This is a genomic window from Corynebacterium efficiens YS-314, from assembly GCF_000011305.1.
GTDB classification, from domain to species: Bacteria; Actinomycetota; Actinomycetes; order Mycobacteriales; family Mycobacteriaceae; genus Corynebacterium; species Corynebacterium efficiens.
Genome location: NC_004369.1, coordinates 2,297,111 through 2,311,980, shown reverse-complemented (window position 1 = coordinate 2,311,980; position 14,870 = coordinate 2,297,111). Strand labels below are relative to the sequence as shown.

13 protein-coding genes and 2 tRNA genes are annotated in these 14,870 nt (G+C 64.0%); 7 read left to right on the top strand and 8 right to left on the bottom strand.

Annotated features, from left to right (window positions below; all coding sequences use genetic code 11):
- The first annotated feature begins 21 nt into the window (after positions 1-21).
- A complete protein-coding gene (locus tag CE_RS10805; RefSeq protein WP_035108971.1) occupies positions 22-594 on the top strand; it encodes a hypothetical protein in 573 nt (190 codons plus the stop codon).
- A 55-nt stretch (positions 595-649) separates the two neighbouring features.
- Positions 650-1,138, top strand: coding sequence for a hypothetical protein (locus CE_RS10800; protein WP_011075804.1), 489 nt, complete (start codon positions 650-652; stop codon positions 1,136-1,138).
- Between the two features lie 15 nt (positions 1,139-1,153).
- On the opposite strand, the gene CE_RS10795 is transcribed toward CE_RS10800, so the two are convergent.
- Positions 1,154-3,193: a TPM domain-containing protein gene (locus CE_RS10795; protein WP_006768178.1), complete on the bottom strand. Its 2,040-nt coding sequence runs from the start codon at positions 3,191-3,193 to the stop codon at positions 1,154-1,156.
- Positions 3,194-3,286: 93 nt separating this feature from the next.
- Here CE_RS10795 and CE_RS10790 point away from each other — a divergent pair, with 93 nt between their 5' ends.
- The 3 genes from CE_RS10790 (at position 3,287) to glmS (ending at position 7,272) form a co-directional block, all read left to right on the top strand.
- A complete protein-coding gene (locus CE_RS10790) occupies positions 3,287-3,934 on the top strand; it encodes a YdcF family protein (RefSeq protein ID WP_407921258.1) in 648 nt (215 codons plus the stop codon).
- Between the two features lies 1 nt (position 3,935).
- A complete protein-coding gene (locus CE_RS10785) occupies positions 3,936-5,216 on the top strand; it encodes a deoxyguanosinetriphosphate triphosphohydrolase (RefSeq protein ID WP_006768176.1) in 1,281 nt (426 codons plus the stop codon).
- Between the two features lie 184 nt (positions 5,217-5,400).
- Positions 5,401-7,272 (top strand): glutamine--fructose-6-phosphate transaminase (isomerizing), encoded by a 1,872-nt coding sequence (glmS, locus tag CE_RS10780; protein ID WP_006768175.1) that lies wholly within the window; start codon positions 5,401-5,403, stop codon positions 7,270-7,272.
- A 6-nt stretch (positions 7,273-7,278) separates the two neighbouring features.
- On the opposite strand, the gene CE_RS10775 is transcribed toward glmS, so the two are convergent.
- Entirely contained in the window at positions 7,279-7,539 is a 261-nt protein-coding gene (locus CE_RS10775) for a hypothetical protein (protein ID WP_006768174.1), read from the bottom strand.
- A gap of 3 nt (positions 7,540-7,542) precedes the next feature.
- On the bottom strand, positions 7,543-8,016 hold the full coding sequence (locus CE_RS10770; protein WP_006768173.1) for a ribonuclease domain-containing protein: 474 nt from the start codon (positions 8,014-8,016) through the stop codon (positions 7,543-7,545).
- 65 nt (positions 8,017-8,081) lie between these two features.
- Here CE_RS10770 and dnaG point away from each other — a divergent pair, with 65 nt between their 5' ends.
- Positions 8,082-9,980: a DNA primase gene (gene dnaG, locus CE_RS10765; RefSeq protein WP_173362576.1), complete on the top strand. Its 1,899-nt coding sequence runs from the start codon at positions 8,082-8,084 to the stop codon at positions 9,978-9,980.
- Between the two features lie 12 nt (positions 9,981-9,992).
- Here the strand turns inward: dnaG and CE_RS10760 are convergent, their stop codons facing one another.
- The 5 genes from CE_RS10760 to CE_RS10740 all read right to left on the bottom strand — a co-directional run bounded on the left by CE_RS10760 (position 9,993) and on the right by CE_RS10740 (position 14,562).
- Entirely contained in the window at positions 9,993-10,235 is a 243-nt protein-coding gene (locus CE_RS10760; protein ID WP_006768171.1) for a hypothetical protein, read from the bottom strand.
- 54 nt (positions 10,236-10,289) lie between these two features.
- Positions 10,290-12,122, bottom strand: coding sequence for a glycoside hydrolase family 15 protein (locus CE_RS10755; RefSeq protein ID WP_006768170.1), 1,833 nt, complete (start codon positions 12,120-12,122; stop codon positions 10,290-10,292).
- A gap of 53 nt (positions 12,123-12,175) precedes the next feature.
- The gene (locus CE_RS10750) at positions 12,176-12,631 is read right to left on the bottom strand and encodes an OsmC family protein (RefSeq protein WP_006768169.1); all 456 of its coding nucleotides are present in this window, start codon (positions 12,629-12,631) and stop codon (positions 12,176-12,178) included.
- A gap of 193 nt (positions 12,632-12,824) precedes the next feature.
- Positions 12,825-12,897: transfer RNA gene (locus CE_RS10745), tRNA-Asn, on the bottom strand.
- Between the two features lie 93 nt (positions 12,898-12,990).
- On the bottom strand, positions 12,991-14,562 hold the full coding sequence (locus tag CE_RS10740) for an alkaline phosphatase D family protein (RefSeq protein ID WP_006768168.1): 1,572 nt from the start codon (positions 14,560-14,562) through the stop codon (positions 12,991-12,993).
- Between the two features lie 126 nt (positions 14,563-14,688).
- On the opposite strand from CE_RS10740, the gene CE_RS10735 reads away from it, so the two are divergent.
- Positions 14,689-14,762, top strand: a tRNA-Ile gene (locus CE_RS10735).
- Positions 14,763-14,870 lie beyond the last annotated feature (108 nt).

Sequence of the window (14,870 nt, the reverse complement as noted above, 5' to 3'; positions counted from 1 at the left end):
ACCGGTGCTATTCTTATGTCCATGACCACGAAGGATCTCGCCGTGACCGAGTACACCTCCTGGGGCAAGCGCACCAGGACCGAGGGCCAGCTGTCCACCGACCTGCTCCGCGGGGAGGAACAGGAACGGATCGCCACCTTCGGTGATGCCACCTCCAAGGCCTTCACCTCCACCGCCACGGTGGGGGACCGGGAATGGCAGCTGTCCTTCGATATCGACGGAACCGCCTCCGCGACCCTGCCCGATGGCCGGGTGTTCACCGCCGATCCCGGTGAGAAGGGGTTCTCCAAGTCGAAGAACATCCGGATCGACATGGACGGCACCCACATGGAAGCCATCAACGAGAACAAGAACAACTGGATCATCGATGATGCCGCATCCCAGAAGGTGGCTCAGTTCACAGGGGTGAACAATGGCATGCGTCGGGCCATCCTCGAGTTCGACAAGGGGGTGCGTCTGCCGGTGGATCAGGAGGTCTTCCTCTCCTGGATCACCCGCAAGACCCTGGAATCGAGGATGTTGGGAACCAGTTGGGCCCTGACGCTCTTCCTGGTGGTGCTCACCCCGATCATCATCTTCCTCATGTTCACCTAATGCACCCGCCGAGAATGTCAGTTCCCCGAGGTAGATGAAGCCAGAGGATTCCGATATGGACAGCAGCAAACGCCCGAAGGCGGGAATCTTCGGAGACCACACCCGCGAGACGTGGGTGTGGTTGGGTAATGAGCTTTTCGACGAGAGCGGCGAGATCATCGCCGATGTCCGATCTGATGTCCTCTATGTTGCCAACGAGCGTCTGCTCATTGAATCAACACCGGGAACAATGCGGTTCAGGTGCCGGGCCACCACCTCCGATGGTTCCGTGTTCACCATCAACCAGCAGTCCTTCTCCGTGGCTGAACTGGTGGCACGGTGCGGGACCCGCCGTTATGAGCTCCGTCGGGTCTCCCCGTGGCGTAAGGAACGGGTGATCCTCAATGGTGGGGTGGAGGTGGCGCGCATGCGCCCCATGACCAGTGGGCGGGTGGAGTTCCACGTCGGTACCGTCGGTGGTGACAAACTCCCCTTCGTCGATGCGGTGTTCCTCAGCTGGGGGTGTGTCCTGGTGGATTCCTCGGTGCGCCGACCGCGGATCTAGAACCAGGACCGGTGTTTAGAAGCGACCTCCGCCGCCGAAACCGCCCCCGCCGCCGAAACCACCGCCGCCACCCCCGAAGCCGCCCCCGAATCCTCCACCGCGGCCACCGCTGTTGAGGATGGAGTTGATGACCATGCCGGCCACGAGTGCGCCGCCGGCACCGCCACCGGGCCTGTGCTGGCGGTTCATCCGGTTCTGGTAGTCGTTGATATCGGACTGTGCGGAGGATCTGGCACGTTTGCCCGCCACCGCGGCCTGACGTGCGTAGTCGATGGCGGCCGGGGTGTCAGAGGTCCGGTGCTGGGTGGCCATGGCGTGCAGTTTCTTGGCGTTGGCCAGGTGTGTGCGGGCCTCTGACTTCACAATGCGACCACGGGTGGAGATCAGGTCCTCTGCTGCCTGGATCTGGCTCGCCGCAGCGCGTAGCTGCTGGTCGAAGACACGCAGCTGACGCTGCTGATCGGCGGCGGTGGACCGTACCGCATCGAGCTGGGTGTCCAGGGCGGAATCGATGTCGGTGAGTTCGGTGTAGGTACCCAGGGGGTCCCTCTCGGCGTCGGCACGCGCGCTGGACAGCGCCTCGACGGCGCGTCGTACCGCCTCGTCGAGGGCGTTCCAGTCCGCCCGGGTTCCGTCACGACCCGCCTGGTTCTTCAGCTGTGCGGCCTCGGCGATCTCCTCCTCGATCTCGGTGATCAGGTCGGCAACATTGGCGCGTGCCACCGCGATGTTCTCATCGGCATGTTCGATGCCCTCGAGGAGACGGTCGGCGGTGGACACAGCGTGTTCCGCCTCGCGGATGGCCTCCACCAGCCCGCCCTGTTGTCCGGCGGGTTTGGCCTGCAGGTCACGTGCACGCGACAGCGCCTTCTCGGATTCCTCCAGGGCCGCGGTAGCCAGGTCCGCATTGTCGTCGATGCTCTCCAACACTGTGCTGCCGTAGCGGGTGCGCAGGTCGGACAGGGTCTGTTCCACACGGGGCAGGCGGGCGCGCACATCAATGGTCTTCTGGGTGATCTCATCCAGTTTGGAATCCGCATTGACCAGGAGGTTGCGCATCTCCGCGAAGTTCTCGGCCTCCGCGTCGAGGGCATCATCCGCCTGTCCGCAGGAGGAGACGATCTGCACCAGCATGGCGCGTTTCTCGGCCTCGGTCTCGGGAATGGAGTCGTTGAGGCGTTGCTGCAGTTCAAAGGCCTTCTGCAGGGTGGCCTGGGAGTGGTTCATCGCCCGGGTGAAGCTGCGGGTGCGTTCCGGCCCGAATTCCGCCATGGCGATATCGAGCTCCTCCCGACCCCGTCGGATGGACTCATCCGTGGAGGACAGCTCCTCCTCCGCCAGGGTCTCCAGGGTGTCAATGGGCAGCTGCATGAGACGGTTGGTGTCGCGTGGGTCGATGTTGCGGGCATCGGACAGGGTCTCGGCGCTCTGCTTCTTCTGGCGTTTCCGGTTGTAGGCCCACAGACCACCACCGGCGGCCACGGCACCCACCCCGGCCACACCCAACCAGGCTGCGCCAGAACCGGAATCACCGGAACCACCACCCGCGCCTGTGACAGCCCTGGCCGCGGCCACGGCGGACTGGGCGAATTCATCATTGACCAGCTGCGCATAGGCGGCGTCGATGGTGTCGTTGATCTCCGACTCCGTCCACTGCGAACCACCCCAGACCCCGAACAATCCCTCCTCCGGGGAAACCGCGTAGACCATGACATTGCCGCCGCCGTTGATTGCCACGGCCTGCTCGGTCCACTCTTCCGGGGTCACACCGTCGAAGGAATTGAGGAAGACCACGAAAACCTCCCGCTGTTCCTCCACCTGGGCCTCATTGATGGCCTCCTCGATGGCGGCGATATCAGAGCCGGACAGGGTCCCCGTGTAATCGGTGACGTGGTCACTGTAGAACTCGGGGGCCTCCGCAACGATGAGGGTTTCCGCCGCCACCGCGTGACCGATGGGCATCACACCGGTGAGGATGATGCCACCGGCCCCGACTGCCAGGGCGGCGGACAGACGGGCAGCGATCAACCGGATATTGTGCACACGCGTGTTCATGGGCACCACATTACCGGCATAATCCCCCTGAGCCCTGGCACACTGGTGAAGGTGAGGAGAATATCCAGAGGGACTGTCTACGCCGCCGTCATCGTGGGGGTGGTGGCGCAACCTGTCCTCCGCAGCCTGCTGTATTCCCTGTGGCGCCCCGGGAATGATCGGAGGGTGATCGAGTCAATCCTGGTGCTCGGCACCGCGCAGTATGACGGTCGCCCGTCACGGCAGTTCGCCGCCCGGTTGCGGCACGCCGCGCAACTGTGGCGTCAGCATGAGAGCCAGCGGGTGTATGTCGTCGGTGGGAAACTGCCCGGTGACCGCTTCACCGAGGCAGAGGTGGCTCGGGAGTACCTGATCCGGGAGGGGGTGGAACCTGATCTGATCATCTCCCAGCCCACCGGTAATGACACCCGCGGTTCCTATGCCCCGCTTGATCCGGCGGACGTGGGACGTGTTTTGATTGTCACAGACCCGAACCACTCCTACCGTGCGGTGCGGATCGCACGCCGCATGGGGTTCGATGCGTACCCGGCCCCGACGCCTTATACGCCGGCCACCTTCCCGTCGAAAAGCTTTTTCACCACGCTGTCCCACGAGTGGGGCGGGGTGCTGGTACTGGATGTCGCTGCGGTGGCGGGGGAGCGGGCGGCGGAGCACGTGGAGGATGTCATGAGAGCGGTGCAGGGATGGCTGCGGCCGTCGCGGCGCGCCCGGCACGAGGAATTGCGGAGGTTGAGGAAATAAGATGTACCCCTATTCGGAGTCCGATGCGCAGCGCCTGCACCAGGAGGCGCCCAAGGCCAGCCAGTTGGCCCACAGCGAGGTGGATCTGCGCAGCGACTTCTCCCGCGATCGTGCGCGCGTGCTGCACTCGGCTGCTTTACGACGCCTCGCCGACAAGACCCAGGTCGTCGGCCCCCGCGACGGGGACACCCCGCGTACCCGTCTGACCCACTCGCTTGAGGTGGCGCAGATCGCGCGTGGCATGGGCAGCGGCCTAGGCCTGGATCCGGAATTGTCAGAGCTGGCGGGGCTGTGCCATGACATCGGTCATCCCCCCTACGGCCACAACGGTGAGAAGGCCCTCAACGAGGTCGCCGCCGCCTGCGGTGGATTCGAGGGTAACGCCCAGACGCTGCGCATTCTCACCCGCCTGGAACCGAAGGTCGTGTCCGCCGATGGCACCAGCTTCGGTCTCAACCTCACCCGTGCCGCACTGGACGCCGCCTGCAAATACCCCTGGACCAAGACCAGCCCGGACGGCACCATCAACCGGAAATACGGTGCCTATGACGAGGACGCCCACATCCTGGAGTGGGTGCGCCGGGGACACACCGACCTGCGGCCCAGCCTGGAGGCGCAGACCATGGATTTCTCCGATGACATCGCCTACTCCGTCCACGACGTGGAGGACGGCATCGTCGCCGGACGCATCGATCTCAAGGTGCTGTGGGATCTGGTGGAGCTGGCGGCGCTCGCGCAGAAGGGGGCGCGAGCCTTCGGCGGTGACCCGGAGGAACTCATCGAGGGTGCCGCCACCCTGCGGGAACTGCCCGTGGTGGCCGCCGCCGCTGATTTCGATGCCTCCCTGAGCTCCTATGCGGCGCTGAAGGCCATGACCTCCGAACTGGTGGGCCGGTATGTCGGATCCACCATCGCCGCCACCCGCGCCGCCGCGCGCCTGGGGGAGTATGAGTTCGGCCGCATGCACGGTGAGCTGGTCATCCGCCCCGAGGCCGACCGGGAGGTGCGCCTGCTCAAGACCCTGGCGGTGCTCTACGTCATGGATGATCCCGGGCACCTCGCCCGGCAGGATCGCCAACGTGACCGCATCTTCCGGGTCTTCGACTACCTCACCCTCGGGGCACCGGGATCCCTCGATCCGATGTACCGGCAGTGGTTCCTCGAGGCCGACGATGATGCCGGGCGTGCCCGTGTGGTGGTGGACCAGATCGCCTCCATGACGGAATCCCGCCTGGAGCGTCTGGCCCGTAATGCCTCCGGGATCTCGGGTTTCCTGGGGTAGCCCACCGGCTGGACAACCACGCCGGAACGGGACGGTTTTTCTTCCCGGAAATGCGCTGATTTCTTTCCACTGACAGGTGCTGTTTGAGCAGATAGACACCTGTTTGTAGTGGTCAGAAACACGAGGAAAAAAACTGCCCAATTCAGGTGGTGCAGCAGATAAAACCTGATGTACAGTTTCGGGAATGTGTGGAATTGTCGGATACATTGGCCAAGCGGGTGACACCCGCAATTACTATGCGCTGGACGTGGTCTTAGAAGGACTGCGTCGCCTGGAATACCGCGGGTATGACTCCGCCGGTGTCGCGGTGTACGCGGACGGGGAGATCAGCTTCCGCAAGAAGGCGGGCAAGGTCGCAGCCCTGGAGACGGAGATCGCCCGCGCGCCGCTGCCGGATTCGGTTCTCGGCATTGGACACACCCGGTGGGCCACCCACGGTGGTCCCACCGATGTCAACGCGCACCCGCATGTGGTGGCCGGGGGCAGGCTGGCTGTGGTCCACAACGGCATCATCGAGAACTTCTCCGAGCTGCGCGCCGAGCTGACCGCCAAGGGGTACAACTTCGTCTCCTCCACCGACACCGAGGTGGCCGCCACCCTGCTGGCGGAGATCTACAAGACCGAGGCCGAGGGCGATCTGACCCGGGCCATGCAGCTGACCGGTCAGCGCCTCGACGGTGCCTTCACCCTCCTCGCCATCCACGTCGACCACCCCGACCGCATCGTGGCCGCCCGCCGCAACTCCCCGCTGGTCATCGGCCTGGGCGAGGGGGAGAACTTCCTCGGTTCCGATGTCTCCGGGTTCATCGACTACACCCGCAGCGCGGTGGAGTTGTCCAATGACCAGGTGGTCACCATCACCGCCGACTCCTACGAGATCACCGACTTCCACGGCGCCCCCTCGGAGGGTAAGCCGTTCGCCGTGGAGTGGGATGCCGCCGCCGCCGAGAAGGGTGGTTTCCACTCCTTCATGGACAAGGAGATTCATGACCAGCCGGCCGCCGTCCGCGACACCCTGCTGGGTCGCATGGACGAGGACGGCAAACTGATGCTCGATGAGCTGCGCATCGATGAATCCATCCTGCGTTCGGTGGACAAGATCATCGTGGTGGCCTGTGGTACCGCGGCCTACGCCGGCCAGGTGGCCCGCTACGCCATCGAGCACTGGTGCCGCATCCCGACCGAGGTGGAGCTGGCCCATGAGTTCCGCTACCGCGATCCGATCGTCAATGAAAAGACCCTGGTGGTGGCGCTGTCGCAGTCCGGTGAGACCATGGACACCCTGATGGCTGTGCGCCACGCCCGCGAGCAGGGTGCGAAGGTCGTCGCCATCTGCAACACCGTCGGCTCCACCCTGCCGCGTGAGGCCGATGCCTGCCTGTACACCTACGCCGGCCCGGAGATCGCCGTGGCCTCCACCAAGGCCTTCCTCGCGCAGATCACCGCGTCCTACCTGCTGGGTCTGTACCTGGCGCAGCTGCGCGGCAACAAGTTCGCCGACGAGGTCCGCGTCATCCTGGATTCCCTGCGTGAGATGCCCGCGAAGATCCAGGAGGTCATCGACAATGAGGAGCAGATCAAGCAGCTCGGCCGCAGCATGGTCGATGCCAAGTCGGTGCTCTTCCTCGGACGCCACGTCGGCTACCCGGTGGCCCTCGAGGGTGCACTGAAACTCAAGGAGATCGCCTACCTGCACGCCGAGGGTTTCGCTGCCGGTGAGCTCAAGCACGGCCCCATCGCACTGGTGGAGGACGGACAGCCCGTCTTCGTCATCGTCCCGTCCCCGCGCGGTCGTGATTCCCTGCATGCCAAGGTGGTCTCCAACATCCAGGAGATCCGCGCCCGTGGTGCCGTCACCATCGTCATCGCCGAAGAGGGCGACACGGCTGTTGATGAGCACGCCAACTACATCATCCGCATCCCGCAGGCTCCGACCCTGATGCAGCCCCTCCTGGCCACCGTGCCGCTGCAGATCTTCGCCTGCGCGGTGGCCACCGAGAAGGGCTTCGACGTGGATCAGCCCCGCAACCTGGCCAAGTCCGTCACCGTGGAGTAGAGAGCTTTACGACGCGGGGTCAGTCCCCGCCGGCAGCCTCAGCGAGACACCGAGATCCCCACAGATCCGGTTGATCGCCGAGGCTGTTTTCTCGTCCACCGCCCAGGTGCCCTGGATGATGATGCTGCGCAGACCGGTCTCCTTGATCAGGTCGGCCAGCCCGTCGAGGTTGGTGGGTGCGGGCCGTTCACTGCCCCAGGCGGCCCGGCCGATGAGCCCCAGGACATCCGCCCGGGTGCGGAAGGACCCGCGGATCACGATGTGCATGGTCTAGCCCTCCGCATCGGTGATCTCGCAGAAGGACTCATAGTGGTCCCCGGTGAAGTACCAGACATCGGGATCGGTGTCCTCGCTGCCCCCGGTGACGATGCGCAGCGGACCCCGGTGGTTCAGCCCCGGGGTGTCCACGGTGTATTCCCGGTAGTAGCCTGCGGGCTCCTCCGGCAGGATGCCCTCGTAGTTGCCGAAGCGGGTGCCGTCATTATCGGGGTAGGCGAAGGGGCCGCCGGTCAGGATGTCCTCCACCACGGGTTCGGTCTGATCGGGCAGGCTCTCCAGGGAGCAGGCGGGCAGGCCGCTGATGGTGCGCTGTGGGGCCACCGAGGTGGTTGCTGTGGTGGTTGCCGTGGCCCGTGTGGTGTCCGCCTGGTCCTCACCGGAGGCGTTGATCCCCAACCAGGTGGCCGCGGCGATCAGCGCCACCCCGAGCACACCCGTGATTTTCTTGTTGCCGCTTCTCTGCATGGGGTCAATCCTCTCACATTCCGTGGATGGGATTCATGTCCCGGCAAGGGGCTAGAGTGTTGAGCATGACAAAGGGACGCATACCGGAAAGCGATATCCAGGCAATCCGTGAACGAACCCCGATCGAGGAGATCGTGGGTGACTACGTGCAGCTCAAAAGCGCCGGCGCGGATTCACTCAAGGGACTCAGCCCCTTCAAGGACGAGAAGACCCCGTCGTTCCATGTCCGCCCCAACCGCGGGTACTACCACTGTTTCTCCACTGGCAAGGGTGGGGATGTGTATTCCTTCCTCATGGAGATGGAACACATATCATTCCCGGAGGCGGTGGAGGTCTGCGCGGAGAAGATCGGCTACCAGATCAACTACCAGGGAGGCGGCCCGGGGCGGCGGGAGGAACCCGGTACCCGTCAGCGTCTCATCGCCGCGAACAAGGCGGCCCACCAGTTCTACCGTGAACAGCTGGAAACACCCGAGGCCCAGCCCGGCCGTGATTTCCTGCTGCAGCGTGGTTTCAGCAAGGAGCACATCTACCACTTTGAATGTGGTTACGCCCCGGCCGGGTGGGACACGCTGACCAAACACCTGTTGAAGAAGGGTTTTGAGTTCAGGGAACTTGAGGCCGCCGGGTTGTCCAAGATGGGCAGGCGGGGTCCCATCGACCAGTTCCAGCGTCGACTGCTGTGGCCCATCAAGAACCTCGCGGGTGATGTCATCGGTTTCGGAGCCCGGAAGCTTTTCGACGATGACAAGATGGGCAAGTACATGAACACGCCCGAGACCCTGCTGTATAAGAAATCCAAGGTGCTCTTCGGCCTGGACACCGCCAAGCGGGCCATCGCCCAGAGTCACCAGGCCGTGGTGGTGGAGGGTTATACCGATGTCATGGCCATGCACGCCGCCGGTATCAACACCGCGGTGGCCTCCTGTGGCACCGCCTTCGGCGATGAACACCTCCAGATGCTGCGTCGGCTGATGCTCGATGACAACTATTTCCGCGGGGAGCTCATCTACACCTTCGACGGTGATGAGGCCGGCCAGAAGGCCGCGATGCGCGCCTTCGAGGGTGATCAGAAATTCACCGGCCAGTCCTATGTCGCTGTGGCGCCCCAGGGCATGGACCCCTGTGACCTGCGTTTGGAACGCGGGGATGCGGCCGTGCGGGATCTGGTGGCCAGCCGGGTCCCCATGTTCGAGTTCGTCATCCAGTCCATCATCAGTGAGTACCCCCTGGACACGGTGGAGGGACGACTCAACGCGTTGCGCCGAGCGGTGCCGATCGTCGCGGGCATCCGCGACCGGACCCTGCAGTCGGAGTACGCCCGGTTGCTCGCCGGCTGGGTGGGTTGGCCCGATCCTGCGGAGGTGCTCCAGCAGGTGCACGAGGAGGTCCGTCGACCCAAGCCGCAGAAGAGACAGATGCGGGCCACCCGCTTTGATGCGCAGAACCTGGAGGATCAGAGCAGTCGCCCCCAGATGGTCATGCCCGACCCACGTAACCCCGCCCTGTGGCAGGAACGTGAATCCCTCAAGATTGCCCTCCAGCACCCGGAACTGGCGGGATCGTACTTCGACGGGCTGGCGGTGGATTGTTTCACCAACCCCGCCTACCGCATGGTCCGGGATGCCATCACCGCAGCCGGTGGGTGTGAACAGGCCACCGGAGGGGTGGACTGGTTACCGCGGGTATCTGAGAACATGGCGGATATCCTGGGCACCTCGCTGGTGTCAGAACTGGCGATGGAACCCATCGAGGTGGAGGCCCAGGATCTCGAGTCCTATACCGACGGGGTGTTGTCCCGACTCCAGGAGACACGGGTGGGGAACCAGATCGCGGTGCTCAAGAGCCAACTGCAGCGCATGCGGCCCTCCGATGATGAGCAGGCCTACAACTCCCTGTTCGCAGACCTGGTGGCCCTGGAACAGGCCCGGCGGGAACTGATGGCGCGGGCGTTCCGGAGCTGAACCGGTCTCTGACTAATCCTCGTCCGGCTCGAGGACACTGTGGCCATCATCGGTACGCAGATTGCGTACCTCCTTCATCCGAGGTTCCGGGTCGAGCTTGTTGGCGATGGCGCGCCGGGTGGCGTTCACCGCAGCCTTTGTCGCCGGGGAGTTGATGGCGGTTTCATATCCCTTCTTGATCTGGTGGTATCGCTTACGCCCGGCCTTGGTGCCTAACACGTACCCGGCGGCGGCGCCGATAACAAGCTGGATCATGGGTGGATGGTCTCCCTAGGAAATCGGATGTCTTCGTTGGTGATAACCGACAGCCTACCTGGTTCTGGCGGTCTCAAAATTGATGGCGCGGGCCGCACGGATCAGACCGATGTGGGAAAACGCCTGTGGAAAGTTACCGGCCTGACGTCCGTGGGTGGGGGAGTACTCCTCGGAGAGGAGTCCCAGGGGGCTCTGGACGGACAACACACGCTCCATCATCTCCTTCGCGTCCTCGAGTCGTCCCGACAGGGCATACTGCTCGATGAGCCAGAAGGAGCAGATGAGGAACGGGTACTCGTCACCTTCCAGGCCATCGGAACCATCGGTGATGTAGCGGTGGAGGAAGCCATGCTCATCGAGCAGTTCCTCCTCGATGCGGGCGACGGTGTTGAGCATCTTCGGATCGGTGGGGGAGATGAACCCCATCTGCACGATGTGCAGCAGGGAGGCATCCACCCGGGTGTTGTCATAGCACTGGGTGAAGGATTGGATCTCCTCGTTGTACCCGTGCTCCATGATCTCCTCATAGAGCCGCGATCGGAGTTCACGCCACCGGTCCGCCGGGCCGTCCAGGCCATATTCCTCCACGGCTTTCACCCCACGGTCGAATGCCGCCCACATGGCCACCCGGCCGTGGGTAAAGTACTTCGGCTCGGAACGCATCTCCCAGATGCCCTGGTCCTTGCGGTGGTAGTTGAGTTCCTGGAATTCCAACATGGCCTTCTGCATGCCCCAGGAGAATTCATCCTCCAGGCATCCCGCCCGGCGGATGGTCTCCAGTGCCACCATGACCTCACCGACCACATCGGCCTGGTACTGCTCGGCCGCGCCGTTACCCACCCGGACGGGCACAGAGTTCTCATATCCGCGGAGGTGGGGGAGTTCGCGCTCCGGGAGGTGGCGTTCACCCCCGAGTCCGTACATGATGCGCAGTTTCTCCGGGTCACCGGCGATCGCGCGGAGCAGCCAGGCCCGCCACTGCATGGCGGCCTGGGAGAAACCGTATTCCACCAGGGCCTCGATGGTGAAGGCGGAATCCCGCAGCCAGACATAGCGGTAATCCCAGTTGCGTACCCCGCCGAACTCCTCCGGTAGGGAGGTGGTGGGGGCCGCGACGATCCCCCCGGTTTTCAGGTCGGTTAGTGCACGCAGGACGAGCATGGAGCGGCGCACCTCGTCGTAGTAAAGCTCCTGGTGCGGCAGCGTCTCCACCCAGTGGGACCAGAAGGCAACCGTCTCCTCGAAGGAACGGGAGTAATCGGGTAACGGTGGATGCTCCTCGAATGACGGTGACCAGGTGAGCACCCACTTCAGGGATTCCCCCTCCGTCAGTGTGAACGCGCCATGGTGGCAGTCGGAACTGGGCCGGTGGGGCATCTTCGGACCACGGACGTAGACCGCATTGGGGCCGGCCACCGCCTGGATCACACTGTGATTCCCGTGATCCTCGGAACGGAAATACGGGATGGACTCGCCGTAGTCGAACCGCAGTCGCAGCACCGCCTCCACATCGACCTCGCCCTCCACACAGTGCACGGTACGCACCAGGTCGGTGAGGGAATCCCCGTGACCGTGGATCGGCATGAAATCCACCACCCGGGCGATACCGGTCGGGGAGCGCCAGACGGTCTGCACCACGAAGGAATCACCCAGATAGGCCTGGCTGATCACCTCACCATCCGGGACGTGGATGCGCCAGTGGCCATGATCATGATCACCGAGCAGACGCGTGAATACAGCCTCGGAGTCGAACCTGGGTAGACACAACCAGTCGATGCTGCCGTGCCTGGACAGCAACGCCCCGGTGTGGGTGTCCGACAGCAGGGCGTAATCCTCCAGAGGCGTATCCAGTGGGACAGGTGGTGCTGTGCTCGCGGTTTTCTCCATATCCGCCAGGGTAGAGCGGTTCACAGCGCGGTGACAATCGAAGCCACAACCAGTCACACCCTGCCGGTCGGTCCAGCGCTTCCGTTGACCACGGTGGTTGTGGTCTCGATGCCGTGGGTGAGTGATCTCTTCACCGTGCACAATCTGCCCACGGAACGCTCCGCGGCCTGGATGAGTTTGTCCATTCTTTCCATCGGCAGGGAGGTCATGTCGGCGGTGATTGTGGTGTCCAGGTGGATGATCCGGTTCGCGTCGGGGGCGTAGGTGGCCTGCACGGTGGAGGAGACGGACACATCGGCGCCGAGCTTGTCCACCAGTTGGGCCTCCGCGGATAGTGCGGTGCACCCGGCGAGCGCGGCCTGGAGCAGTTCGACGGGGGAGAAGCTGCCGTCGGCGCCCTCCATGCCGATGGTGAGGGTGGCACCCCGGCCATTGTCGACGGACAACGTCCACGGCCCGGTGCGGGTGGCGGTAACGGGTGCGGTGGGGGAGGTGGGTTCTGTGCTCATGGCTCCCAGGCTACGTCGACCGACCCGGGTGCAGGATGGTGTGAACGTTTTCGTTGGCTTGCGCGGGAAACCGGCCGGAATGGGGCGCCTCTGAGTGCAAACCAACGTTTTCGTTCAGCGTCACCCCTGGAATCAGCCCCCTGCCAGGGCAATGCAAAAACCCACCGAATAATTTCGGTGGGTTTTATTTCTGCTCCTCCAACTGGGCTCGAACCAGTGACCCTTCGATTAACAGTCGAATGCTCTGCCAACTGAGCTATGGAGGAATACTGTTGTTGTTTGAGTAGTGGCTGTGTGCCGCTTCCCTGCAACGAGAATTAACTATAGCCCGATGCTTTCAAAACACACAAATCGGCAGCTCAGGAGGTAAATCCGGTGCCGTAAACCCAGTCCAGTGACACCGCTGGGGCGACCGGGGAGTCAGGCCTGGTGATGTCGGCGACCCGCAACCAGCGCAGCTGGACGGATTCCGGCCCGAGGGAGGCGATGGCGTATCCATGGGCATCCAGATCCACATGGCGTACATGGGGGGCGTTGGTCCGGATGAAACCCTCACTGCTGAGGCTGACGGGATTGTCCTCGGGCAGTCCCAGGAAATCGTTGACATTGGCGGAGGTGATGGAACTGCCGACCAGTTCCACCCCGACGTGCCGGTCACCGTGACGCAGGGTGCTGCCCCACTCGGAGTGGATGTCACCGGCCAGGAAGAGTGCGGGGCGACCGGTGTCGGCGAGGACGGTGAGCAGGCGGTCGCGTTCCAGGGAGTACCCGTCCCACTGATCGAGGTTGGCAGGCAGGGGATCCGGCAGCTGGATGTGGGGGCCGCCGGTGACCTGCATGGGGGAGAACATGACGGAGCTGCCGATGATGTTCCACCGGGCGGTGCTGTGTTCGATCTGGGTTTTCAACCAGTCAAACTGTGCGGTCCCCATCATGGTGGTCCCACGCATCCCGCCCAGCCACTGCTGGTGGGTGGGTGGTGCGTCGCGGAAACTGCGCAGATCCAGCATGGACAGGTGCCCCAGGGTGCCGAAGGTGAAGGAGCGGTAGAGGGGGTCGTCGGCGCCCGCGCGGATCGGTAGCCATTCCAGGTACGCCTGCAGTGCGGCTTGTTTCCGATCGTGCCAGGGGCCTTCATGGGGTTGGTGGTTCTGCGCACCGTCACGCCAGGAGTCATTGGCGGTTTCGTGGTCATCCCACATCACGATCCACGGCAGTGCGGCATGGGCGGCCTGCAGGTGGGGGTCCGTGCGGTGCAGGCCATAGCGTGTGCGGTACTGATCGAGACGGACGGTCTCCTCGGCGGGTTCGGTGGCACGCACCATCCCGGATCCGCCGACGAAGGTGCCGCGTGCGTATTCGTAGATGTAGTCACCCAGGAACACCACCAGGTCCAGTTCACCTGCGTCGGCGCGCCGGGCGATGTCACGATAGGCCGCGAAGTGGCCGGCTTCCCAGTTGGCGCACGAGGCCACGGCGAGGTTGAGGGAGGACAGGGGGGCGTCGATAAGCGAAAGCGTCGTGGTGGTCCCCACCGGGGACCGCTCGCCGTCCGGGGCGGTGAACCGGTAGTAGTAGTGGGTCGCGGGCTCCAGCCCGCCCGGGTCGACGTGGATGGTGTGGTCGCATTCCGGCCCCGTCACCGCGGTGCCGCGCGCCACGACGGTGCTTATCGACGCCTCCCTCGCCACCTCCCACGCCACCCCGACCGGCTCACCCACCCCGCTGCCCGGGGTTGCCTCCGGTGTGGGGGTGACGCGTGTCCACAGGATCACAGAGCTGGGCGTGGGGTCCCCGGAGGCCACCCCGTGTTGAAACCATTGGTGGGGAGCTGTGGCGTGTGCTGTCTTTGTCCCACCTATGGTGGCCACCGTCGCGGCAAGGGCGGTGCCCCGGAGGAAAAGGCGACGGGTGATGGTTGCTGCCTGCATGGTGAGCTCCTCGGCGCGGGAGGGGATTGGTTCCTCATGATAATGCGACACGAACCGGGGGTTGGCATATTGGGGGAAAATGTCATGGGTATAATGAGTCCGTTGTCCGAAAGGCAACGGTGGACGGGGGCTATAGCTCAGTCGGTTAGAGCTACGGACTCATAATCCGTTGGTCGCGGGTTCGAGCCCCGCTGGCCCCACTTATTGTGTTTCCCCTAGCTGCGTTTAGCTGGGGGTTTCACTGTTTCTTGCAGGTCATTGCGTGTTTCAGTCTAACACATGTATGGACTGGTGGGGACTGATATAGA